We start from the raw sequence: 24,259 nt of genomic DNA, 5'->3' as shown, positions 1-24,259 counted from the left end.
TTTAAATTTTATTAAGTATTTTAAGGTATTTTTCTAATTCATCAATAAAAACAACATAATTCTCCATTGGCGTGTCGATCATCAAATGAAATAATCTTTTATCTATATTTGAAAATCCAACTTTGAATTTTGCTTTTGAATTATTAGAAACCACAACCAAAGGTGCTTTCTTTTGGTCATAATAACTAATCAACAAATCAAAAGGCTCTTGTTTAAACTCTTTTACAATTTTATTTTCGACTGAACCAATCCAGCTGATATCCTTTTTACTAAAATGGGGATATTGAATTTCTTCTTTCTTTTTATAGCTGTTTTTAAAAGACAACACTTTAATGTTTTGAGATTCAAATCCTTTACTAAGTAATGCTTTTATTAAGTTATCTTTAAATGCAAAATCAGTCTCATCAACCAATAATCCAATGGTAGTAATTTTTGTGTTTGGAACTTCCGAATCACAATTATCTAGCCTTTTTTTAATGATTCTTTTTGCATAAAAATTCTTGAAATCCTTTAAAAACATAGTATCTTTACTTGGTTACAAATTTATTTAAATTAACTTGTTTTTCGACTGTAAAAATAAAAAACAATACTATGAAAATAAAACATTTTGTGTTATTTATAACATTTATAGTGCTAATTTCTTGTAGTTCTTCTTCTTATAAAGTTTCAAAAATTGAAGGCAGCAAAATTGAAATCAACGATAAAATTACAACTATTTCATCTTATGACGACTATATAAAACCTTATCGTGATCATATCAATAAAGATTTGGATAGTGTTTTGGCCTATTCTTCAGAAACTTTAGACAAAAGCAAAGGACAATGGCAAACCAATATTGGCAATTTTATGGCTGATATTTGTTTTGAAAAAGCAGCCTTATTATTTGAAAAAAGACATCAAAAAAAACTGAATGTCTGTTTATTAAATCATGGTGGCATTCGGTCTATAATTCCAAAAGGAAAAATCACAACCAGAACAGCTTTTGAAGTAATGCCTTTTGAAAACAGCATAGTTGTTATTGCTCTAAAAGGCGAGCAAATTGAAGAAATGGCTTCTTATTTTATTTCAGAAAAAAAACCACATCCCATTTCAGGAGTCAAAATTTATATTGATTCAGACAATTTGATACAACGAATTTTAATTCAAAATAAACCTCTTGATAAATCCGCAATTTATTATGTTGCAACATCTGATTATTTATCTAATGGTGGAGATAATATGGCCTTTTTTCAAAAAAACGAAGACGTTTATGACTTGGATTATAAAATCAGAAATATTTTGATTGATTATTTTAAAGAAGTTGACACGCTTAAAGTTTCATCTGAAAACAGAATTATCATTAATTAAAATTGGCTATGAAAAGAAGAACATTCCTAAAAAACACAATTGCAAGTTCAGCATTGGTTAGTATTGCAGGACCAAGTTTATGCAGTTTTGATTCTTTAAAATCGAAACACCTCACTATACTTCACACCAATGATGTTCATAGTCACATCGATCCATTTCCGGCGGATCATCCTAAAAATCCGAATATGGGTGGCGTTGCCCGAAGATCTGCTTTGATTGAAAACATCCGAAAAGAAAATCCGAATGTATTGTTACTGGATGCCGGTGATAGTTTTCAAGGAACACCTTACTACAATTATTTTGGTGGCGAATTAGAATTTAAACTCATGAGTCGGATGGGATATGATGCTACAACAATTGGCAACCACGAATTTGACAATGGCATTGAAGGCTTAGCAGCTCAAGTTCCGCATGCCAATTTTAAATTTATCTCTGCTAATTATGATTTTAAAAACACTATAATGGACGGTTTTGTGAAACCCTATCACGTGTTTCATAAAAACGGAATTAAAGTAGGCGTTTTTGGATTAGGAGTGGAATTGGCAGGTTTGGTTGATAAAAAACTATACAAAGAAACCATATATAATGATCCTGTTGAAATTTCTCAAGACATGGTTTCCATTTTAAAAAACCAAGAGAAGTGCGACATTGTAATTTGCCTTTCTCATATTGGCTATCAATATAAAAATGAACCCAATAAAATTTGTGATGCTTTATTGGCTCAAAAAACAAAAGATATTGACTTAATTATTGGCGGCCATACACATACATTTTTGGACAAACCTTCTGTTTTTGACAATTTAAATGGAGAAAAAGTACTGGTAAATCAAGTAGGTTGTTATGGAATCAATTTAGGACGAATTGATTTTCATTTAAATAACGACACGAAAACCAGTAATGGAAAATCAATAATTATTTGATTTTTTAGGCAAAATATTATCCTTTTAAATATATAGATTCTGATTTTTCTATATCAATAATAAATTTATAAAAAGCAAAATAAGCAAAGATATTCAACGACATAGCTATTGGCCTGAATATCAAAAGATCAATGTAAAATTTCTCCAAAAATATAATAAAATGAAGCGTTACAAATGAAATAACGCATATTAGCAACCAATAACTAAATGTGGAATGATTCATAATATAATCAGCAAGAGCGATGCCTCCCAAAAGAGATATTAAAATATTGTGAATTATGAGAATGATGTATATTTTTTTAGAAACTAATTCGGTATCAAAAAAAATATAAAAAAACAGAAACATAAAAGGTATTGATGCCAAAATAATTGGAACATAATCTTTTATTGCTTTAACTTTTAGGATGTAATAAATAGTAATTATTCGATGCAGCACAAAAACAACTAAAGCTATAAAAATCAAATTGTATTGATTGGGAATGAATAACACATTAGTAACTAAAGAAGTTCCAATTGTTAGAAAAAAGAGTAGTTCTCTTTTTTGAGAATTCTTCCAATAAAGTAAAATTATGATAATAGAGATTGCAGGCTTGAAAATATAAATTAAAGGTAAAATCCTAAAATATTCTGCTGTGATTTCTATCAAAGCAACAATCAAAAAAAGTTGTAAAAGGATTTTATCTTTATTCATTTCCTTTATTTTTCACAATAAAGTTATAAAATTTTTAATAATTATATTAAAAATAAATAGGAATAAAAAAACCGAGTTACAGAATAACTCGGTTTTTCAAACGATAAAATTGTTAGTTACTTACTTGATTTAACTGCAAGTGAATAAATTACCAAACCAAAACCAATTTTATTGATGGCATCGGCAATGTTGTAAACTACATCAATATTTAAATTTAAACCATGTAAACCGCTATACCAACCGTCTGTTCCTAGCATATATCCCAATGGATAAATAGACCATCCTACTAATACAAACCAACATAAAATCTTATGAGCTGCTAAAACATCTCCTCCGGCTTCTTTGGCTAATTTGGCAGCAGAACCTAACCAAATATCATATACAATTACAAAGTAAGCCACACCTGAGATGAATCCCCAAAGAGCTGCATTGTCTCTATCTACTGCTTCACCAAAATAACCTGTTACTAACATAATGATTGAAAAACCAATCATTCGCCATAATAAAGATTGTTTAGCTCCTGCAATTTTTAGAATTAAATAAAACTCAAGACACATTAATGGCACAGTTAACACCCAATCTACATATCTAAAAAATGTAGGAGATTCCATGTGTGCTGCCCAATAATCTCTCATATAAAAATAATGAACTGCGGCAATGAATGTAATCAAGCCGGAAACTAAAACTGAAGTACGCCATTTTTTGTCAAATTGACTCAATGACAGAAAGAAAAAAGCTGATGCAGCCATCATAGCCATACAGCCAACAAAAAAAGTAAAGCCCACATAATCAGTAGGGTCCAACTTCGGAACTAAGTCCGCAACTAACATAAAATTTTTCATAGAATTTTGTTTTTTAATTTTGTTTAAACAAATTTATAAAACATTAAACAAATAATAATACTTTTTGTTTAATTTTTTTTGATTAATTTTAAACAAAATTTAATAACTATGTCAAAAATTACTAATTTCTCAATTGTTGCAAGCTTTTTGGGATTATGGATAAATTCATTTTTTGATAATCGAATTCAAATAATTATAGGATTTATTTTAATTTTTTCATTTGGGATACTTCATGGAGCTAATGACATACTACTTATTAACAAATCAAAATCAAGAAATAATGGTGTTACTTTCTATAAAATTTTGTCATATTATGCAATTGTAGTTTTGATTGGTGCCCTATTATTTTATTTTATCCCAATCATAGCTTTGCTCTTATTCATTTTAGTTAGTGGTTATCATTTTGGAGAGCAACATTGGCAAATTGAATTGTCTGATGGGAACAAACCTATTAACTTATTATTTCATCTTTTCTATGGATTACTCATATTAAGTATGTTATTCATTTTTCACATCAATGAAGTCCAAAGAATTGTTTCTGCTATTTCTAACATAACTATTCCTCATGAATTCATCACAAGCTTTTTTTATTTTTCATTAGGTTGCTTTCTAACACTATGCATTGTGAAATTTATAAGTTTAAAAAAATTTCAAAAGACTATATTGCAAGAATTATTGTTCTTATTAGTTTTTGCTATCATTTTTAAAACATCGACACTTATCTGGGGATTTACGTTGTACTTTATATTATGGCATAGCATTCCATCGATGAAAGATCAAATTGATTTTCTGTATGGCTCTTTTTCATTTGAGAATTTTAAAGCCTATTTAAAGTCTGCATTCGTATATTGGATTATTTCAATTGCAGGAATTTTTACACTATACTTTATTTTTAGAAACGACTACTTTTTTGATGCTTTATTTTTTTCAATTTTAGCAGCCATCACTTTTCCGCATGTTTGGGTGATTGTGACAATGTTTAAAAACAAAAAAAGCGAACTAAATTAGTTCGCTTTTTTGTCTTTATAATAGAGAAATTATTTCACTTCTTCGAAGTCAACATCTTGTGTTTGATCACCACCTGCATTTGCCGGTTCAGCTTGCTGAGCTCCTTGAGCATCTTGTGTTTTATAAATTTCTTCTGAAGCATTTTTCCAAGCTTCGTTGATTTTGTCTAAAGCTGGTTGAATCATGGTAATTTCTTTTGTCTCATAAGCTGCTTTCAACTCGTTTAAAGCTGCTTCGATTGATTGCTTGTTAGCATCTGACAATTTATCTCCGTATTCTTTTAATTGACTTTCAGTTTGGAAAATCATTCCGTCTGCTTCGTTCAATTTATCCACTTTTTCTTTAGCGATTTTATCTGCTTCTGCATTAATTTCCGCTTCTTTTTTCATTCTTTCGATTTCTTCCGGAGTTAATCCTGAAGAAGCTTCAATACGAATATCGTGTGATTTTCCGGTTCCTTTGTCTGTTGCTGAAACTTTGATGATACCATTGGCATCAATGTCAAACGTTACTTCAATTTGCGGAACACCTCTTGGAGCTGGCGGAATTCCGTCTAAATGGAAACGACCAATTGTTTTGTTGTCATTTGCCATTGGTCTTTCTCCTTGCAACACGTGAATTTCAACCGATGGTTGGTTATCAGCCGCTGTAGAGAAAACTTGTGATTTTTTGGTTGGAATAGTTGTATTCGACTCAATTAATTTGGTCATTACACTTCCCATTGTTTCAATTCCTAATGATAAAGGTGTAACGTCTAACAACAATACATCTTTTACATCACCGGTTAAAACACCACCTTGAATAGCTGCACCAACTGCAACCACCTCATCAGGATTTACACCTTTTGATGGTTTTTTTCCGAAGAATTTTTCAACTTGTTCTTGAATAACCGGCATTCTTGTTGAACCACCTACAAGGATTACTTCATCAATATCTGATGTTGACAAACCTGCATCTTTCAATGCTTTAGCAACAGGTTCCATAGAACGTCTTACTAAAGTTTCAGCCAATTGCTCAAATTTAGCTCTGGTTAATGTTTTTACTAAGTGTTTTGGTCCGCTTGCTGTAGCCGTAACATACGGCAAGTTGATTTCTGTTTGCGTAGAAGATGATAATTCAATCTTAGCTTTTTCAGCTGCTTCTTTCAAACGTTGCAATGCCATTGGGTCTTTACGTAAATCAACACCTTCTTCGCTGTTGAAATCATTTGCCAACCAATCGATGATTACTTGGTCAAAATCGTCACCACCTAAATGAGTATCTCCATTTGTTGATAATACTTCAAAAACGCCATCACCTAATTCAAGTACAGAAATATCAAATGTACCTCCACCTAAATCGTAAACTGCAATTTTTTGATCTTTACCAGCTTTATCCAAACCATAAGCTAACGCAGCAGCTGTTGGTTCGTTGATAATACGCATAACTTTTAAGCCTGCAATTTCACCTGCTTCTTTTGTAGCTTGACGTTGAGCATCATTAAAATAAGCAGGAACAGTAATAACCGCTTCGGTTACTGTTTGACCTAAATAATCCTCAGCTGTTTTTTTCATTTTTTGAAGTGTCATGGCTGACAATTCTTGTGGCGTATACAAACGGCCGTCAATATCAACACGTGGTGTATCATTGTCACCTTTAACTACTTTGTAAGCAACGTTTCCGGCTTCTTTTGCACTTTCAGAATATTTATTACCCATAAAACGTTTGATAGACGCAATGGTTTTGGTTGGATTAGTCACCGCTTGTCTTTTTGCAGGATCTCCTACTTTAATTTCGCCACCTTCCACAAATGCAATAACTGACGGGGTTGTTCTTTTACCTTCAGCATTTGCAATTACTACCGGTTCTCCACCTTCCATAACGGATACACAAGAGTTGGTAGTTCCTAAATCGATTCCAATTATTTTACTCATAATTTTTTTATTTGATGTCTTTTTTTAATTCGTTTTTTACAACTTGTTTTGCTAAACGACAAGGATTGTGCCAACTACGGAAATCAAAAACAAATGTCATATTTTAACTGACGCATCAGAAAAAATATGACATTATGACATTTTTTTGGATGTAAAAATTGACAACTCAACGAGTAATCAAATAATCAAATCTTCACTTTATATGTTTTCAACCAAAAATATAATTTTTCAATTTGAATTGGATTATCAATCAACCATTGTTTGTTATCAGGATCATTTTTAGTTTGATAAATTTGATTTGAAAATGCTTCATACATCGGTTTATCTTGAACTAACTCGTAGAAAAAATCTACATAAAAATCCCAATAGAACCCTTTTTTATCTTTGCGTTGCTCGCCTAAAATTTTAAAAAAAGAAGCATTTGAATCCGAAAAAATTTCAAATTCAGACTTATTTTCATTGACTTCTGTTGTTTTGGCTGCTTCTAATAAGGACAACATCATTTCTGCAGTTCCAAAATCATTTTTATCAAAATTAGAATTGATATTTATAGTAATGTTTTTACTGTCTTCTCTGCGAATAGTTCGATTTTGTTGTTGTTTAATCAGTTTAAATACCTGTTCAGCTCTATTACCCGTTGGCTCTAAAATCAAAAAGTAAAATAAGGAAAGTAACGATGTACTTATTTCTTTTTGATCATTTTTCAAATAACCCAGTAACATGTGACTACTGGAATGAAAAGGATTTACTTTTATTCCGCTTATTAATGCCAATTCCGCATCGTCAAATTTTCGAAGGTTATAGGATGTCAGAGCTAAACTATAATATAGTTGATGATAATCAGAATTGAACTTTATTCCTTGTTGAAAAGTTTTTATTGCTTTTTCCGGTTTACCGAGGTAATCTTCACAAGCTCCCTTAACCAAATATGCTAAATGACTTATTTCAGACTTGGATTTTATAACAACATCACAATGTTTAATTGCTTTCTCATATTCTTTTATTGATGAATAAGTTAAAGCTATTTCATAATTTGCATCAGCATTTTTGGAATCATCCTTTAAGATGCTCTCATAAACTTGTATGGCTTCTTTATATTTACCTTCTTCGTGCAGAGCAACACCTTGATCTATTCTCTCTTGAACGGTTTGCGAAAATCCGAATAAAAACAAAAAAAAGCATCCTAAAGAACATAGTGTTTTCTTTCTCATAAATTTTAGATTAAAATTAATCCACTAAAAACAACGCATTACTAAATAATAAATTTCCATTTTCCCAGAATCCTCTAAACAAAGGATTGTCTATCATATAAATTACTTTTCCGGAACCTTTATAATCAATGGCAAATGTGACTGAATCTTCAATCGATTTTTTTAGCTTGTTTCCAATAAAACCAAAACTCAAGTAGTTTTTAGGAACATAAATCACATTTTGAGCATTTTTTAATAATTTGAAATTTCTATAGGAAGTTTTCAAACTAAAATAATTATCTCCTAATCCAAATGCCAAAGGATGTGTTTTATCCAATATGTTTTCAATAATGGCACCCGGAATAAAACTAGAAATAGACCTTCTTTCATAACCTTCAAAATCTAAATAACGGTTTTTTAATTGTTCCTCTTCTTTGGCTTTTTGAGCTGCTGTTTTTTCATCCTCTGTTGCAAAAGCCGTCAAACCATAACCTTCTCTATCTTCAAAAAAGTTCAAAGCTCCATCAATAGCAATTACTTTGCCGCCTCTATCCACAAAATCATCAATTCGTTTTTTCTGAGTATCTGTTAAATTATACCAACCATCAGGCATAATTAAAGTGGTATAATCAGCTAAATTAATTCTATTAAAATTAGCTACCTCAACAATACTCAACGGATATTCCACCACTTGATCCATATAAAACCAAACTTGTCCAAAATCAATATTGCTAACACCAGTTCCTCCTAAAACCAAAACTTTCGGTGCATTTAACAAAGGATAATTTTCGCCTCCAAGGTCACCTCCTTTTTCTCCAAAACCACTTTCCAACAAGGCATAATCTGATTTTTCTTGTATTAATTTTGCAACAACACTATCAAAATTTTCAACTTTAGAATTATCGCCTTTGGTAATAATTAGTCCGCCTCTTTCAATTTTTTGATTTCCAAATAAAATGTCTTTTTTGGCATAACGTACTTTAATTTTATTTTGATGCAATTGACTCAAAACTCTAGCCGATATTCTATCATTCCATGGCACATAAAACGCATAAACAGAAGTTTTTGGTTCTTTAGATTTTATATCAATCTTACTTTTAGTCTTTAAAGACAAAGGTGTTTTTAATGCATAACTCTCAACTCCGTATGCCAAAGGAAGTGCCCAAGCGGTAATATCATACGACAAACTATCGGACAATTTGTGATGTGGTTCAAACAAAACTTGAGTTAAAACAGCACGAGGTTGATTTACAGAAACAATTATATCATTGGGCTCAATAGTAAATGCTTTCTCTTTGTTGGATTGATAATGATAACCTGATACTTTTCGGGTTTCATCGGCAAAAGTGCTTTCAATTCTGTTTCTATTTAATAATGTTAGTAATTCATAATTCTTCGAATTATTTTTAATTACATAGGTTTGGTATTTTCCTTTAGGTTTTGAACGACTGTCTTTAAAATAATTTCTAAATTCTTTTCGCAACGTTTCTTTCAATACATACGATAACTCTACTGCTGCTAAAATGGCTGTTTTGTGATGATCAATTCTATCTTGAATGGTCAAAATATCGCCATTTTTAAGCGAAACAGCTCTGCCTGCTCCAATACCTCCTTGTTCATAGGTCATTCCGATGGCTCCGTTAAAACTTGGATAGGTGTCGCCATAACTCGGATAAAACAAATCAAATCGTTCTCCGGAATAATACATCCAGCCTTCTTTATCAAATTTTTTGGAAGTCAACTCCCCTATTTTTTTATGAAAATCTCTTTGAAACGGTGTAATTTGTTCATGAAAAGGTTCGGCTGCCGGTGGAAAAAAGTAAGGCTCATTGAATCCCATTTCGTGCACATCAACATGAACCATTGGCATCCATTCGTGATACAAATTCATTCGCAATTGCGTCTCTAACTGTGTTTGCCAAGCCCAATCTCTATTTAAATCATACACATAATGATTTTGTCGACCGCCAGGCCAAGGTTCCATATGTTCACGATCGGTTAATCCGGGATGTGTTTTTTTACCTGAAATATCACGAAGCCAATTGGCATATCGCGAAAAACCATCGGGATTCAAACACGGATCTAATATGACAACGGTGTCTTCTAACCATTTTTTTGTAGTTGCATTATTTGGGTTAATCAATTCGAATGCAATGGCAAGCGAACTTTCAATAGCTCCGATTTCATTGCCATGAACATTAAAACTTAACCAAATTACATTAACTTCTTTGTAGCCGGATGATTTTGAAGGAAACAAACCTATTTCATTCAAATGATTTTTTCGAATGGTTTCTAAATTCTTTAAATTTTCAGGAGTAGAAATAAAATAGGCATTCAAATTACGCTCTTGAGTAGTCTGACCATACTTTTGATGTTTTATCCAATCTGAATTTTTAGTTAAATGCGTAAAATAATCTTCAACTTGGTGATAAAAAGTTACTTGCTTCCCATAATTTGGCAAATAATCTGTTGGCGATTGCAATTGAGAAAACACTGAAGTACAAACCAATAGCAAAAGTATAGACAGAATTCTATTCATAATTAAAATTTTAGAACCCAAATATAAGGTATTTTCTAAACCATAGAACTAAAGCGATTTGTAATTTCAACTTTACATCCCTTAGTTTTAGTACAAACTAAATACTATATTTGCTCTACTAAATCGTTTGCGTTATGGAAGAATGTATTTCTGTTTTTGATATGCTTAAAATTGGTGTTGGACCATCGAGTTCGCACACGCTCGGACCGTGGAGGGCGGCCGAACGTTTTTTGGCCGAATGTAGAGCAGGAAATATGCTGAATCAAGCTGTTAGAATAAAAACAGACTTATATGGTTCGCTTTCCTTAACGGGAAAAGGACACGCCACCGACTTAGCAATATTATTAGGATTAAGTGGACAAGATCCGGAAACTATTCCGATTGCTGACATTGATGGGATTGTTCAAACCGTAAAATCTTCTCATAAAATCAATTTAGGAAATGAAATCCTGGTTGATTTTGATTTTGAAAAAGATATTGTTTTCAATAGAAATTTCCTCCCTTTTCATGCTAATGGATTGACTTTTACTTTGTTCACATCTGATAAAGAATTTAGTGAAACCTATTTTTCTATTGGTGGCGGATTTGTGGTAAAAGAAGAACGAACCAATGCGAAGAAGAAATTAGAAATAAAATGTGCTTTCCCCTATCCTATTCAAAAAGCAGATGAATTATTAGACTATTGTAAAAAAGAAAACAAATCGATTTCTGAAATTGTGTATGAAAACGAAAAATCGATGCGTTCCGAAGAAGAAATTAACCACGAGTTGATGCGAATTTGGGATACAATGTTAGAATGCATTTATATCGGTTGTCATTCCGAAGGAATTTTGCCCGGCGGATTAAACGTTCGACGAAGAGCATTTGATATGCACGAAGGTTTGAAAGGAAATCTTCCTTATTCCAATCCGCAGGAATGGTTGGAAACCATCAGAAAAACAGAAGTTAAGTTTCGTCAAATTCTAAAATGGGTAAGTTGTTTTGCATTGGCCGTCAATGAAGTGAATGCCGCTTTAGGTCGGGTTGTCACTGCTCCAACCAATGGTAGTGCCGGTGTTATTCCTGCTGTTTTGATGTATTATTTAGTAATTGAAAACCACGAAGCTGGTGAAAAAGAAATCAAACAATTTTTACTTGTAGCAGGAGAAATTGGCAGTATTTTCAAAAAAGGAGCTACCATTTCTGCCGCAATGGGTGGTTGTCAAGCCGAAATTGGCGTATCAAGTGCCATGGCTGCAGCAGCATTATGTGAATTGATGGGCGGAACTCCTGCTCAAGTGACGATGGCTGCCGAAATTGCGATGGAACATCATTTAGGAATGACGTGTGACCCAATTGGAGGTTTGGTTCAAATTCCGTGTATCGAACGCAATACGATGGGTGCGATAAAAGCAATTAATGCGGCAGAATTAGCCTTAGAAACAGACGCCAATAATGCAAAAGTTCCGTTAGATAAAGTAATCAACACCATGTGGGAAACCGCCAAAGATATGAACTCCAAATACAAAGAAACCAGTGAAGGTGGATTGGCGGTTGGAGTGAATTTGGCAGATTGTTAATTAAAACTCAAAACTCATACTTGCAGTGATAAAGAAATTATCGTCAACCAACTGATTGTTTCTAATAAAAATAGGTTCTTGCGATTTCAACCAACGAGCTTCCATTCGGATTTTTACTTTAGCAGAAGGTAAAAAATCTACATTGAGCGAATTTCCAAAAGTTTTGAAGGCCATATCATTTACATTAATTATTACATTATTTTCATCTTGATAATATTCTGTTCGAAAAGCGGTTTGCCATTTAGAATTGAAAGAATATTGAGCGATAAAAACCGGGCTGAACCAATTTTCATAATTTTCGCCAACACTTGATTTTTGCATTCCAACATCAAAACCGGCAATGGTTCGCCAACTTTCATTCCAACGATAATCAAAATATAAATTACTGAAATAACGTGTTCTTAGACCAAATTCAGTTGGTTCATCTCCAATAAAAGTACTCCAATTTAATGTTGCATTTACTGTTGGTTTAAATGTAATTTGCGAACCAAAAGCCGGAAGAGCTGATTTGTCAGGTTTAGAAATTCGTTGCCAACCATTGGTTAAAAGTGTGGCGAAAGTCCATTTTTCAGAAGGTTGAAATTGGTATTTTATCCCTGTTATAAAATAAGGTGAATTTTCAGCCAACATCGATCGAGTCAATGTCAAATTGGAAGATGAAGTAGCTGTTTCAAAACCGATGAAACTTGGCATAATTCCCATTTCAATGGCGTGCTTTCTTTTATCATCTAAATAAATTCCAACAATGGCTTCACTGATCAATTTTATATCTTCGGAAGCATAATTATCTTCAACGTATGAACCAGCGTGAAGAGCGAAAGAAGCATAGATATTTTCATAATTTGCCTTCACACGAAACAACGCATTATTGATGTTGAATTCGTTATGTCGATTGTAATTGTATAGAAAAGGAATCTTCTGATTTTCTGACGGTTGATTAAAATCATACGCATAGTAACTTTCTATAAATCCTGAAAAATCAATTTTCAATGAATCAATTGTTTGGGCTTTTCCTGTAAAAGAAAAAACTAATAGTAACGGTAAACTAAACTGCCAAATCTTCTTCATTTTTATAATTCTTAGTCGAAAAAATTAGAAAAAATAAACAACAAATTTATTTCCGCCTCGTATCAATGATATAAACTACTTTCCAACCCTCATTGTCTTTATATAATTGAAAAGAATTCACTCCGGAATGACTCAATTTATCATTCACATAAAATTCGTACGGTGTCCAAACGTGAGCCATTGAACCATCAATTTGAACTTTGAAGGTTAGAATTTTCTCTTCAAATTTCATAGATAAAGGAATTGTTGCGATGGATTTATAAAAATCCGACGCTTTTTGAATTGAAAATTTAGGTCCTTTTTCCGATTCAGAAATAGAATGTAAAACCAAATTTTCGGAACAGACCTTCTTTAAAGCGATTGAATCTCGTTGATGAAAAGCATTAAAAAAATTTCCAATTGTCATTTGAATTTCACTTTCTTGAGCGAAAGAAATTTGAGAAAATAATACTAAAATGAAAAGTAAACCTTTTTTCATAAGTCAATAGTTTAATGAATTAGTAGGTTTAAAATCAAATACGTTACAATTCCGGCCGCATATCCGGCAATGGCTAACGGTGTGATTTTCTTTAAATACCACAAAAATGTCATTTTTTCTTTTTCCATAATGGCAATTCCGGCCGCTGAACCGATAATCAACATACTTCCACCTGTTCCTGCACAAAGAGCGATGAATTCCCAAAGTGAATCATCCATCGGATAATCGGTAAGTGAAAACATTCCTTGCGTAGCGGCAACTAAACTTCCATTATCAACGATGGACGATAAAACGCCAATGGCAATAACCATCACATTATTATTAGGTAAACTTTCTTGTAAAAAGACAGATAACTTACTCAAAATTTGAACTTCTTGCAAAACGTAAACCAAAAGTAAAATCCCCATAAAATAAAGGATCGAACTCACATCCACTTTTGACAACGCATACGCAACCGAATATTTTTCTTTCACTTCTTGTGGTTTATTACGATGATAGATTATCGAAACCAATGAAACAAATGCCAAAGCCATTAAAACACCAATAAACGGTGGCAATCCTGTAATTGATTTGATGACCGGAACCATTACCAATCCAAAAACACCGGCTAAAAACACACTTAAACTGCCTCGCATTTTTTCTTCCTTAATCACTTCATCCATAGAAAGTTGAACTCTTAGCATCGTAAATCCTTTCATTCGATAACTGGCAATTATTAGTGGAACCAAAATACACATCACAGAAGGAAGAAAAAGCACTTTCACAATTCCAAAAGCACTGACTTGTCCGCCAATCCAAAGTAAAGTGGTGGTAATATCTCCAATGGGACTAAAAGCTCCACCGGCATTGGCAGAAATGACTACAATTCCGGCTAAAATCATTCGAGTTTCACTTTTGGGCATCAATTTTCGCAACAACGTAATCATTATAATTGCTGTGGCTAAATTGTCTAATAACGCTGACATAAAAAAGGTAATTCCGCCTACAATCCACAACAATTTTAAAACAGATTTTGTTCGAATACGATTCGTAATAACTGAAAAACCTTTGTGAATATCAATTAATTCAACAATTGTCATCGCACCCAAAAGGAAAATTAACAATCCTGAAATTTCTCCAAAATGAAGAATTAATTTTTCTGAAACATCAGTTTTATCACCCGTGTACAATAATGCATAAACAATCCAACACAAAGAACCTGTTAGAATGGATGTAATTGTTTTGTTGATTCGGATTGGCGATTCAAAAATAATCGATAGATATCCTAAAATTGCAATAGCCAAAAGGATTGAAGTCATTTCTATAAGATTAAAAATCCTTAGCTAAAGTAGTAAGTTTTTGTAACCGAAAACATCTTTATCCAAAATATTTTAAGTCACAAATAAACATTGCTTACATTTGTATTTCGTTCCAATAAATTTATAATTATGTCAACAGCAAAAAAAGATTACAAACGCATTACAACCAAGTCACTTTTTGATATGAAAGCCAATGGCGAGAAAATATCTATGCTTACAGCTTATGATTTTACTATGGCAAAAATTGTTGATGCTTCTGGTGTTGATGTCATTTTAGTGGGTGATTCTGCCAGTAATGTAATGGCCGGACATGAAACTACCTTGCCTATAACGTTAGATCAAATGATTTATCACGCCAGTGGAGTTGTTCGAGCTTGTGAACGTGCTTTGGTTGTGGTTGATTTACCCTTTGGAACCTATCAATCCGATCCAAAAGAAGCCTTGCGTTCTTCCATTCGAATTATGAAAGAAAGTGGCGGACATGCCGTAAAATTAGAAGGCGGAAGTGAAATTAAAGATTCGATTAAAAAAATATTGAATGCCGGAATTCCTGTGATGGGACATTTGGGATTAACACCACAATCCATCTATAAATTTGGAACCTACACAGTTAGAGCCAAAGAAGAAGCTGAAGCTGAGAAATTAGTAGAAGATGCCAAATTATTAGAACGAATTGGCTGTTTTGCCTTAGTTTTAGAAAAAATTCCCGCCAAATTAGCTCAAAAAGTGGCAGAAAGTATTTCGATTCCGGTAATTGGAATTGGTGCCGGAAATGGAGTTGATGGTCAAGTATTGGTTTTACACGATATGATTGGAATGACGCACGAATTTAGTCCTCGATTCTTGCGACGATACATGAATTTATACGAAGACATGACCAAAGCCATCGGACAATATGTAACGGATGTAAAATCGGTAGATTTTCCTAATGCGAACGAACAGTATTAATGCGGCAATTTATCAATGAGTCAATGAGTCAATTTTGAAGATGAAAATAGTTACTACTAAAGATAATTTACAGATTCTTCACGAGGATAATCATCTGATTGTGGTAAACAAAAGAGTTGGAGATATTGCACAAGGCGATACTTCCGGAGATAAACCACTGCCTGATATTGTGAAGGAATACCTCAAAGAAAAATACAACAAACCCGGGGATGTTTTTTTAGGTGTGGTTCATCGGCTTGACCGACCTACAACTGGAATCGTCGTTTTTGCCAAAACTAGTAAAGCATTAACTCGAATGAACGATTTGTTCAGTTCACGTGAAACGCAAAAAACCTATTGGGCTGTGGTTAAAAACAAACCGCCTAAAGAAGAAGATACATTAGTTCATTTTATCAAAAGAAACCAACAAAACAACACTTCCAAAGCTCATAGTAAAGAAGTTCCTGATAGCAAAAAAGCAAGTTTAAACTATAAAATAATTGCAACTTTAAACACCTATTATGTTCTAGAAGTTGCGTTACATACCGGAAGACACCATCAAATCAGAGCACAATTACAAGCTATCGGCTGTCCTATCAAAGGCGATTTAAAATATGGATTTGACAGAAGTAACCCCGACGGTGGTATTCATTTACATGCCAGAAATTTAGCATTCATACATCCTGTTTCTAAAGAAAAAATTAATTTGATTGCACCACTACCCGATGATGTAATTTGGAATTCTATTTAAAAACTAAAATCACATAATTTTCGTTTATGTATTTGAAGTAAAAAACCATTTCACTTGTTACTTAAAAACTCAATGATTATGAAAAAAATAATTTTTCTATTCTTACTACTGAACTCTACTGCTTTTTTTGCTCAAGATCATTTCTCAGGAATTAGTACTTCCAAACGAATTGGGGTATTAAATGGAACAATCAATCCGGCAGAATTGGCAAATTTGACTTCAAAAGTTGAAGTGCACGTTTTTGCATTAAGCACAACAGTTGCTAACAATAAAATTGGATTTAGTGATTTAACAGGTGACACCAATCTCGAAGAACTCATTTTTGTGGGTTCTGAACCGGCAAACCTTCGACTTGATGTGGAAATTTTGGGTCCAAGTGCCGCTTTTCGATATAAAAATTGGGGATTTGCCGTAAGTTCAAAAGCCTATGGGAAATTAAACTTAGTAGATATTGATGTAAATATTGGAGATGCAATCAGTAATGGTGGACTTAATTCATTGCTAAATTCTACTACTTTAAACGGAAATTACAACCAACGTTTAAACGGAACAACCTATGGTGAACTTGGTTTTTCGGCAGGAAGAAATCTTTGGGAAACTGAAAATTACAAATTAAACGGAGGGGCAACAATTAAATTATTATTTCCTGGTTCGTATGCCAATTTTGGTGCCGATCAAATGAACGGAACCATCACAACCGTTGCCGGAAGTTCCTATTTATCAAATACAAATGCTACTCTTAATATTGCTTATTCTGGTAATTTAGGAAATAGTTTTTCAGATTTTGATAGTTATAGTGATTCTGTTTTTGGTGGTTTAAATGGAATTGGAGTAGATTTTGGAGCTAATTTCAGTATAAAAGATAGTGATCCTGATAAAGGTTATAAATTCAATTCCGGATTGTCAGTTAGAAATATTGGAAGCATGACATTCAAAGATGACAACAATTCTTCTACAAATTATGCTCTCGTAATTCAAGGAAATGAAAGTTTAGACTTGGGCCAATTTGATGGTGTTGATAGTTTACAAGAAGTGGAGCAAATTTTAATTGATAGTGGGTTTTTAACTTCAACCTCTTCAAATAGCGATTTTAAAGTAAAATTGCCAACTGTTTTAAATGCATATGCTGATGTTCGACTTATTCCAACCCTTTATGTTTCGCTTTTTTGGCAACAAAAATTGAATGATGACAATTTGAATGATCAGGTTACCACTCAAAACACATTTACTGTTACACCTCGATTTTCCCTCAAAAATTTTGAAGTTTTTTCACCATGGACTCAAAATGAAATTTCAGGTTTTAATGGCGGTATCGGTTTCAGAGCCGGTGGATTCTTTGTTGGTTCTGGTTCAGTGATTACTACATTGATTAACGATAGTAAACATGCCGATTTTTATTTTGGATTTCGATTTGGAATTGGAAAAAGTTAATTTTTCTCACTACATTTGAATACATTCAAGCCGAGAAAAATGAGCTCAATTATTCCTGTAAATAAAAGAAAGTTACTACTTAAAAAGCTTTTGATTACCCTCAAAAAGTATGAAAATGAAGTAACGGATGCCTTGTACAAAGATTTTAAAAAATCGTCATTTGAAACCTTTTTGACAGAGTTCAACTATGTGGTATCCGATTTAAAATATGCCATTTCAAACATAGAAAAATGGACAAAACCAAAACGTGTTTGGCCTTCAATTATGACAATTCCTTCGTCAGATTTTATTTATTCTGAACCTTATGGAAGAGTTTTAATAATTGCTCCGTGGAATTACCCGTTTCAATTGGCATTTAGTCCTTTGATAGCTGCCATTTCTGCAGGAAACACGGTTGTTTTAAAACCTTCTGAATTGTCATTTCAAACTTCTCAAATTATTACAAAAATTGTAGAAGAAGTTTTTGATGTTAAAGAAGCTGTGGTAGTTCATGGCGGTCCGGAATTCGCACAATCGCTTCTTGAAAAGAAATGGGACTACATTTTTTTTACAGGAAGTGTTGCCGTTGGTAAAATTGTAGCACAAGCTGCAGCCAAACATTTAACACCCGTAACTTTAGAACTAGGTGGGAAAAACCCTTGCATAATTGATGAAGGAGCTAATTTGGAAGTCGCCGCAAAACGAATAGTTTGGGGTAAATTTGTCAATGCAGGTCAAACCTGTATCGCTCCCGATTATATTTTAATTCAAGCGAAAGAAAAATACGATTTTATAGAATTAGTAAAAAAAGAAATCATCGTAGCTTATGGCGAAAATCAAGAAGAATCAAAGGATTTTCCTCGAATAATTTCGAGTAAACATTGGAAACGACTTTCCGATTTAATTGAACCTTCAAAAGTGATTTTTGGTGGAATTACTATAGAAAACGATAAGTATATTAGTCCAACACTTATTGACGAACCTGAGATGAGAAGTGAGTTGATGAAAGATGAAATTTTTGGTCCGATATTGCCAATTATTTCTTATTCTACCGAACATGAACTGCAATCAATTATCCATAAATTTGAAAAACCACTCGCTCTTTACGTTTTTTCAAATAATAAAAAATTTGCCGAAAAAATGATAACTGAGTTTTCATTTGGAGGTGGATGTGTGAACGACTGTATGGTTCACTTTGCCAATAAAAGATTACCCTTTGGCGGAGTTGGAAATAGTGGTATCGGAGCTTACCATGGCAAGTTAGGTTTTGACACTTTTTCTCATAAAAAAACCATAGTAAAACGACCCAATTGGGGTGACAATCCGATACGATATGCACCTTATAACAAAAAATCAAATTTTATTAAAAAAGTTATATCTTGGCTTACTTAAAAATCACACTATAAAAGCATGTATAATCATAAAAATTCAATTGATAAAATTTTAGAAAATGGCTACGAACTTGATTTTGGTAAGCTGATAGAAAAAGCTTTTGAAAATTATAAAAAAATTGCTGTTACCGGAGGTTTTTTGTTTATTATAATTACAGTTATTGCAGCTATTGCGGCTCTATCAACTATGTCTATGTTCGTTGAATTTGATGATCTTGAAAATATGACAATAGAATCTAATCCTATATATGAATCTACTATAAGTATACTTATTTATATTTTTGGAATCAGCCTAATTTCAGGATTAGCAAGTCCAATAACTGCAGGTTTATTTAAAATTATTCATTTAGCAGAAAAAAACAAGCCTTTTTCAATTGGTAATGCTTTTGATTATTACAAAACAAATCACTTTCTCCAACTTTTTGCAGCTGCTTTTATACTATCATTTATTGGCATTGGAGTAACTACCTTACTGGAGTATAATGGAGTTAAAATCTATGGAACTATATTTTCATTATTATTAAGTCTTTTCACCTTTTTAACCATTCCTCTCATTGTTTTTTCTAATTTAAGTGGCACAGATGCCATTCATTACAGCATACAATTGGTCATTAAACAACCCTTGATTATACTAGGATTGTTAATTGTTTCAATAATTTTTAGCATGGTAGGATTGATAGCTATTTGTATTGGTATATTTTTCACACTGCCCTTTTATTATTCGATGATTTATATGATTTATGATGCCATTTTACCGGATTCGACTGAAGAAGAAGATCCAATTAACCAAATCCAATCCTATTAATATATTTTTATATAACTAAAAACCTCACATCTCAATTACACCAATTAATGCAACATTTATTCGATTTTATTTTACGGGTTGTATTTCAATTAAATTATGATTTAAGGATAGACAATTTTCAAACAATTTTAGTTTCTAAAAACGGGTTGGCTTCCCTGTTCTTAAACATCTTTTTAGAGAAATGGTGGTTGATACTTATTCTCTTTGCTCTCTTCTCTTTGTTTTTCTATTTAATTTATTTGAAAATTGTTACGTTTAACAAATCCATTTTAAGTTATTATTCTGAGAATTACTTAAACAGAGAACATTATAAATTATACTTTCTCTTCTTGGGAATTATTATTCCCTTTGCTGATTTTTTCTTCGAGATTTTTGAAGTAAGAAGTCATTCTATTTTTTTTCAAAGTTGTTTAATGGGAATTGCTCTTTTATCAATTTACTACTTGAGTTTAACTGTTAATTGGGTTAATAAATACATCTATGAAATATTTATTTTTGGTTTCATTTTATTCAATTTATCAGTTCTGAAAAACCTATTTTTAAGAGAATTTGAATTGGTAACTTTTACAGGATTCATTACCACATTATTTTTAGCATACATCGTTTTTAAAAATTTCTACCATTATCTCGTTTATGTTTTTCTAGCAACTTTAGCTATAATTTTGGGTTATTTTTTAGACTATTTACCACAAAAAGTAACCATTATCTTTGTTGTTTTTAGTTTAGTAATTCTGTCTGTTAACTACACCCGATTTATTTCATCTATAAGAAGAAAAGATAAATTTTTGTTTACAAATGAAATTGTAAATAAAGGAAATTCATTGATTATTGCTACTGAAAAAAAAGGAAATGTAGTGTTTTGTAGCGAAACAATTACTTCAATTTTAGGTTATACAAGTGAAGAAGTTTTAGGTATGAAATTTTGGGAATTAACAGAAGACCCTGAATTTATTGGAGAATCATATCATACAACATTTGTCAGAGATCGATTGTATACCAGAAAATTAAAATGTAAAAATGGTGATTATAAATACATTCAATGGGTTGACAAACAATTTGGTGAAAATTTATTTGTTGGAATTGGTCATGATGTAACCGAAAAAATCAATCTTGAAAATCAATACCAAAACCTGATTGAATCTGCCAGAGATATTATTTTTGAAACAGATTCTGATGGTAAATTTATATACATAAATAGTTTTACCAGTGAATTATTAGGTTATGAAGTTGAGGAATTAAAAGAGATTTATTTTGGCGAATTAATTCATGAAGATTATAAAAATAAAATTGTTGCCTACTATACCGATGATATTAAAAACCTGAAAAATCTATCAATCGTTGAATTTCCAATTTATAAGAAAAACGGGGAAATTGTATGGATTTCTCAAAAAATTTCTGTCAAAAGAAATGACAATAATGAAATAATTGGATACTCAGGAATCAGCCGAGATATTACCTTGGTAAAAACAATTGAAATTGAAAATATTCAACGTCAGGAAAAAATTAAAAAATATAATGATGTTACTACAAAATTATCGGTTTTAAAATTTTCAAAATTTGATACAACGCTTACTTTGCTTCAAATCGTTTTAGAAAATGCAGCAAAATCTTCAAATTGTAATCGAATCAGTTTTTGGGAATATAATGATGATTATTTAAAGTGTATTCATTTGCATACTTTAAATCTAATTCAACAACAAGAAGAAACCATTATATATAAAAAGGACTATCCTATCTATTTTGAGAGTATTGAAAAAGAAAAAATGATTATTGCTTCAGATGCCATAAATCACTTTGAAACAATAGAATTTAGCAAAACCTATTTCAACAAGCACAACATTAAATCTTTATTAGATTATCCTGTTTTTATTGAAGGAAAACTCTATGGTATTTTGTGTATGGAAATCACAGATTCAATTCGTTTTTGGGATAATGAAGATATTAACTTTGCTCGTTCCATCTCAGAAATAATCTCAATAGGTCTTGAAACTTTAAAAAGAAAAGAAATTGAATTTAATTTAAAATACAAGAGTGAATTCTTGACTGTAGTTAGTAAAATTTCTGAGAAAATTTTAATTTCAAAAAATATCTACAATGAGTTTGATGACATTTTTGAAGCAATAGGTAAAGTCACAAACATTGACAGAATTTACTATTTTGAAAATAATGAAACTACCAGAACAACCAATCAAAAATTTGAATGGGTAAATGAAAACATCGCCCCTCAAATTGGCAATCAAAATTTACAAAATGTTCCTTATGAATTAGTATTAGATATAATTGTTCCTCTAAAAGCGAAAAAATTATACAAAAAACTAGTTAAAGATATTTATGAATGTGACTATAAAGAATTATTAAAATCACAAGATATACTATCGGTTTTGATAATTCCGCTCCAAGTTCAAAACAAAACTATCGGATTTATTGGTTTTGATGATTGTACAACCGAACGAGTATGGTCTGATGATGAAATTTCAATTTTACAAACCTTAGTCAATTATATTTCATCTTCAATTGAAAGAATGCAAAACGAAGCAATCATTCATGAAAGTCAAGAACGATTTAGATTGCTGGCAGAAAACATTCCGGGAACCGTCTATTTATCAAAAAACGATGAAAAATGGACAAAACTCTATATCAATGATGAAGTTAAAAATTTAACCGGTTATTCTAAAGAGGAATTCCTAAGTAATGAAATTCTATTTATAAATTTAATTCATCCTGATGACAGAGTAAAAGTGATTTATGACCAAAAAAGAGCGTTAGAAAAAGGTCAAAAAATTCATCAAGAATATAGAATCATAAAGAAAAACGGAGAAATAGCTTGGGTTGAAGAGTTTGGTGACATCGTTAAAAAAGGAGATGAAATTGATTTCATTGAAGGAATTTTTATTGACATTACAGAACAAAAACTCAAAGAAGATGCAATCAAAGAAAAGGAAATGGCGATTGCAGCAAACAAAGCTAAATCTGAGTTTTTAGCTAACATGAGTCATGAAATCAGAACGCCACTAAACGGAATTATTGGATTTACAGAGCTTTTGATGCATTCTGAATTGAATAAGCGACAAAACAAATACATGAAAACCGTTAGCCAGTCTGCAAAATCGCTGATGGGTTTAATAAACGATATTCTTGATTTTTCTAAAATTGAATCAGGTAATCTTGAACTAAATGTTGAAGAAGTAAAATTATCTGATTTAACAAATGAAGTGATTGATACTGTAAAATATGAAGCCATTCAGAAAAAACTCGACGTAGATTTACATCTTAATGCCGATGTTCCTATTCGAATTTGGATTGACCCTATCAGGATAAAACAAGTATTAATAAACTTGTTAGGAAATGCAGTAAAATTTACGGCTACCGGAAAAATCAAATTAAAAATCACTACCTTAAATAAAATTGACACACATCAATCGGTAGTAAGATTTTCAGTAATTGATACCGGAATTGGAATTAAAGAAGAAAACCAAGCCAAAATATTTGAAGCATTTTCACAAGAAGACAGCTCAACAACAAGACAATTTGGAGGAACAGGTTTGGGATTGAGTATTTCCAATAAAATATTGGCTTTAATGAACAGTAAACTACAATTGACAAGTTTACCAAATCAAGGAAGCACTTTCTTTTTTGATTTAGTAGTGCAATCGTCTTCAAAAGACAATCCGGATATCAATTTTAGAATCGTTGAAGGCGAAGAAATCATTTTTGTTTCCGATAAAGATGCCAACGTTTTGATTGTTGAAGACAATAACATTAACGCACTTCTTGCAAAAACGTTAATCAAAAAAATAATACCAAACAGCAAAATCCATGTAGCTTCAAACGGAATTGAAGCCATTGAAAATTGCCAAAATAACACTTTTGATATTATTTTCATGGACATTCAAATGCCGGTTATGAATGGTTATGAAGCAACAATGGAAATCAGAAAAATTGAAAATTATCAATCTGTTCCCATAATTGCCCTAACTGCAGGAACCGTAATTGGAGAGAAAGAAAAATGTTTAGAAATGGGAATGAATGATTATTTGTCTAAACCAATCATAAAAGGTTCGTTAGAACATATTATTTCTACTTGGGTAAAATAATTTTTTTATTATCTTTATAAAACAATTC

Annotated in this window: 19 protein-coding genes; 10 read left to right on the top strand and 9 right to left on the bottom strand. The window is 31.8% G+C overall.

Annotated features, from left to right (window positions below; translation table 11 throughout):
* Position 1 precedes the first annotated feature (1 nt).
* Positions 2–520: a DUF6913 domain-containing protein gene (locus IEV15_RS02255; RefSeq protein ID WP_188360867.1), complete on the bottom strand. Its 519-nt coding sequence runs from the start codon at positions 518–520 to the stop codon at positions 2–4.
* Between the two features lie 71 nt (positions 521–591).
* Here IEV15_RS02255 and IEV15_RS02250 point away from each other — a divergent pair, with 71 nt between their 5' ends.
* Both IEV15_RS02250 and IEV15_RS02245 read left to right on the top strand, forming a co-directional pair.
* Positions 592–1,347: a 5'-nucleotidase C-terminal domain-containing protein gene (locus IEV15_RS02250; protein WP_188360866.1), complete on the top strand. Its 756-nt coding sequence runs from the start codon at positions 592–594 to the stop codon at positions 1,345–1,347.
* A gap of 8 nt (positions 1,348–1,355) precedes the next feature.
* Positions 1,356–2,267: a bifunctional metallophosphatase/5'-nucleotidase gene (locus IEV15_RS02245; protein WP_188360865.1), complete on the top strand. Its 912-nt coding sequence runs from the start codon at positions 1,356–1,358 to the stop codon at positions 2,265–2,267.
* Between the two features lie 16 nt (positions 2,268–2,283).
* Here the strand turns inward: IEV15_RS02245 and IEV15_RS02240 are convergent, their stop codons facing one another.
* Together IEV15_RS02240 and IEV15_RS02235 are read right to left on the bottom strand one after the other, a co-directional pair.
* Positions 2,284–2,958, bottom strand: coding sequence for a hypothetical protein (locus IEV15_RS02240; protein WP_188360864.1), 675 nt, complete (start codon positions 2,956–2,958; stop codon positions 2,284–2,286).
* A 116-nt stretch (positions 2,959–3,074) separates the two neighbouring features.
* Positions 3,075–3,800, bottom strand: a complete 726-nt coding sequence (locus IEV15_RS02235; RefSeq protein ID WP_188360863.1) for a bacteriorhodopsin-like — start codon at positions 3,798–3,800, stop codon at positions 3,075–3,077.
* A gap of 108 nt (positions 3,801–3,908) precedes the next feature.
* On the opposite strand from IEV15_RS02235, the gene IEV15_RS02230 reads away from it, so the two are divergent.
* Positions 3,909–4,808 (top strand): Brp/Blh family beta-carotene 15,15'-dioxygenase, encoded by a 900-nt coding sequence (locus tag IEV15_RS02230; protein ID WP_188360862.1) that lies wholly within the window; start codon positions 3,909–3,911, stop codon positions 4,806–4,808.
* Between the two features lie 29 nt (positions 4,809–4,837).
* Here the strand turns inward: IEV15_RS02230 and dnaK are convergent, their stop codons facing one another.
* The 3 genes from dnaK to IEV15_RS02215 form a co-directional block, all read right to left on the bottom strand.
* Positions 4,838–6,721 carry a molecular chaperone DnaK gene (dnaK, locus tag IEV15_RS02225; RefSeq protein WP_188360861.1) on the bottom strand — a complete coding sequence of 628 codons (1,884 nt, stop codon included), beginning with the start codon at positions 6,719–6,721 and terminating at the stop codon, positions 4,838–4,840.
* A 185-nt stretch (positions 6,722–6,906) separates the two neighbouring features.
* The gene (locus tag IEV15_RS02220; RefSeq protein WP_188360860.1) at positions 6,907–7,932 is read right to left on the bottom strand and encodes a tetratricopeptide repeat protein; all 1,026 of its coding nucleotides are present in this window, start codon (positions 7,930–7,932) and stop codon (positions 6,907–6,909) included.
* 16 nt (positions 7,933–7,948) lie between these two features.
* The gene (locus tag IEV15_RS02215) at positions 7,949–10,450 is read right to left on the bottom strand and encodes a M14 family zinc carboxypeptidase (RefSeq protein WP_188360859.1); all 2,502 of its coding nucleotides are present in this window, start codon (positions 10,448–10,450) and stop codon (positions 7,949–7,951) included.
* A gap of 134 nt (positions 10,451–10,584) precedes the next feature.
* Here IEV15_RS02215 and IEV15_RS02210 point away from each other — a divergent pair, with 134 nt between their 5' ends.
* Positions 10,585–12,009 (top strand): L-serine ammonia-lyase, encoded by a 1,425-nt coding sequence (locus IEV15_RS02210; protein WP_188360858.1) that lies wholly within the window; start codon positions 10,585–10,587, stop codon positions 12,007–12,009.
* On the opposite strand, the gene IEV15_RS02205 is transcribed toward IEV15_RS02210, so the two are convergent.
* The 3 genes from IEV15_RS02205 to nhaD are packed head-to-tail and all read right to left on the bottom strand — an operon-like array spanning position 12,010 to position 14,853.
* Positions 12,010–13,077 carry a porin gene (locus IEV15_RS02205; RefSeq protein WP_188360857.1) on the bottom strand — a complete coding sequence of 356 codons (1,068 nt, stop codon included), beginning with the start codon at positions 13,075–13,077 and terminating at the stop codon, positions 12,010–12,012. It lies immediately after the preceding gene.
* 46 nt (positions 13,078–13,123) lie between these two features.
* Positions 13,124–13,555 (bottom strand): nuclear transport factor 2 family protein, encoded by a 432-nt coding sequence (locus tag IEV15_RS02200; protein WP_188360856.1) that lies wholly within the window; start codon positions 13,553–13,555, stop codon positions 13,124–13,126.
* Positions 13,556–13,566: 11 nt separating this feature from the next.
* A complete protein-coding gene (gene nhaD, locus IEV15_RS02195) occupies positions 13,567–14,853 on the bottom strand; it encodes a sodium:proton antiporter NhaD (protein WP_188360855.1) in 1,287 nt (428 codons plus the stop codon).
* Positions 14,854–14,982: 129 nt separating this feature from the next.
* Between nhaD and panB the strand changes: the two genes are divergently transcribed.
* The 6 genes from panB (at position 14,983) to IEV15_RS02165 (ending at position 24,231) form a co-directional block, all read left to right on the top strand.
* Positions 14,983–15,801, top strand: a complete 819-nt coding sequence (gene panB, locus IEV15_RS02190; protein WP_188360854.1) for a 3-methyl-2-oxobutanoate hydroxymethyltransferase — start codon at positions 14,983–14,985, stop codon at positions 15,799–15,801.
* 40 nt (positions 15,802–15,841) lie between these two features.
* The gene (locus IEV15_RS02185; protein ID WP_188360853.1) at positions 15,842–16,531 is read left to right on the top strand and encodes an RluA family pseudouridine synthase; all 690 of its coding nucleotides are present in this window, start codon (positions 15,842–15,844) and stop codon (positions 16,529–16,531) included.
* 78 nt (positions 16,532–16,609) lie between these two features.
* A complete protein-coding gene (locus tag IEV15_RS02180; protein ID WP_188360852.1) occupies positions 16,610–17,962 on the top strand; it encodes a hypothetical protein in 1,353 nt (450 codons plus the stop codon).
* A 39-nt stretch (positions 17,963–18,001) separates the two neighbouring features.
* Entirely contained in the window at positions 18,002–19,333 is a 1,332-nt protein-coding gene (locus IEV15_RS02175) for an aldehyde dehydrogenase (protein ID WP_188360851.1), read from the top strand.
* An 18-nt stretch (positions 19,334–19,351) separates the two neighbouring features.
* A complete protein-coding gene (locus IEV15_RS02170; RefSeq protein WP_188360850.1) occupies positions 19,352–20,137 on the top strand; it encodes a hypothetical protein in 786 nt (261 codons plus the stop codon).
* A gap of 47 nt (positions 20,138–20,184) precedes the next feature.
* A complete protein-coding gene (locus IEV15_RS02165; protein ID WP_188360849.1) occupies positions 20,185–24,231 on the top strand; it encodes a PAS domain S-box protein in 4,047 nt (1,348 codons plus the stop codon).
* Positions 24,232–24,259 lie beyond the last annotated feature (28 nt).

This window comes from Flavobacterium orientale, from assembly GCF_014638005.1.
In the GTDB taxonomy this organism is placed as follows: Bacteria; Bacteroidota; Bacteroidia; order Flavobacteriales; family Flavobacteriaceae; genus Flavobacterium; species Flavobacterium orientale.
Note: the sequence above shows the minus strand (reverse complement) of the source record. Positions and strands in the feature narration are given on the sequence as shown.

Bases quoted from the DNA above. Each gene is read 5' to 3' on its own strand.
- IEV15_RS02250 (WP_188360866.1), top strand. From the start codon at position 592: ATGAAAATAAAACATTTTGTGTTATTTATAACATTTATAGTGCTAATT.
- IEV15_RS02185 (WP_188360853.1), top strand. From the start codon at position 15,842: ATGAAAATAGTTACTACTAAAGATAATTTACAGATTCTTCACGAGGAT.
- IEV15_RS02240 (WP_188360864.1), bottom strand. From the start codon at position 2,958: ATGAATAAAGATAAAATCCTTTTACAACTTTTTTTGATTGTTGCTTTG.
- IEV15_RS02205 (WP_188360857.1), bottom strand. From the start codon at position 13,077: ATGAAGAAGATTTGGCAGTTTAGTTTACCGTTACTATTAGTTTTTTCT.
- nhaD (WP_188360855.1), bottom strand. From the start codon at position 14,853: ATGACTTCAATCCTTTTGGCTATTGCAATTTTAGGATATCTATCGATT.
- IEV15_RS02220 (WP_188360860.1), bottom strand. From the start codon at position 7,932: ATGAGAAAGAAAACACTATGTTCTTTAGGATGCTTTTTTTTGTTTTTA.
- IEV15_RS02255 (WP_188360867.1), bottom strand. From the start codon at position 520: ATGTTTTTAAAGGATTTCAAGAATTTTTATGCAAAAAGAATCATTAAA.
- IEV15_RS02230 (WP_188360862.1), top strand. From the start codon at position 3,909: ATGTCAAAAATTACTAATTTCTCAATTGTTGCAAGCTTTTTGGGATTA.
- IEV15_RS02235 (WP_188360863.1), bottom strand. From the start codon at position 3,800: ATGAAAAATTTTATGTTAGTTGCGGACTTAGTTCCGAAGTTGGACCCT.
- IEV15_RS02175 (WP_188360851.1), top strand. From the start codon at position 18,002: ATGAGCTCAATTATTCCTGTAAATAAAAGAAAGTTACTACTTAAAAAG.
- dnaK (WP_188360861.1), bottom strand. From the start codon at position 6,721: ATGAGTAAAATAATTGGAATCGATTTAGGAACTACCAACTCTTGTGTA.
- panB (WP_188360854.1), top strand. From the start codon at position 14,983: ATGTCAACAGCAAAAAAAGATTACAAACGCATTACAACCAAGTCACTT.
- IEV15_RS02180 (WP_188360852.1), top strand. From the start codon at position 16,610: ATGAAAAAAATAATTTTTCTATTCTTACTACTGAACTCTACTGCTTTT.
- IEV15_RS02200 (WP_188360856.1), bottom strand. From the start codon at position 13,555: ATGAAAAAAGGTTTACTTTTCATTTTAGTATTATTTTCTCAAATTTCT.
- IEV15_RS02245 (WP_188360865.1), top strand. From the start codon at position 1,356: ATGAAAAGAAGAACATTCCTAAAAAACACAATTGCAAGTTCAGCATTG.
- IEV15_RS02210 (WP_188360858.1), top strand. From the start codon at position 10,585: ATGGAAGAATGTATTTCTGTTTTTGATATGCTTAAAATTGGTGTTGGA.
- IEV15_RS02165 (WP_188360849.1), top strand. From the start codon at position 20,185: ATGCAACATTTATTCGATTTTATTTTACGGGTTGTATTTCAATTAAAT.
- IEV15_RS02215 (WP_188360859.1), bottom strand. From the start codon at position 10,450: ATGAATAGAATTCTGTCTATACTTTTGCTATTGGTTTGTACTTCAGTG.
- IEV15_RS02170 (WP_188360850.1), top strand. From the start codon at position 19,352: ATGTATAATCATAAAAATTCAATTGATAAAATTTTAGAAAATGGCTAC.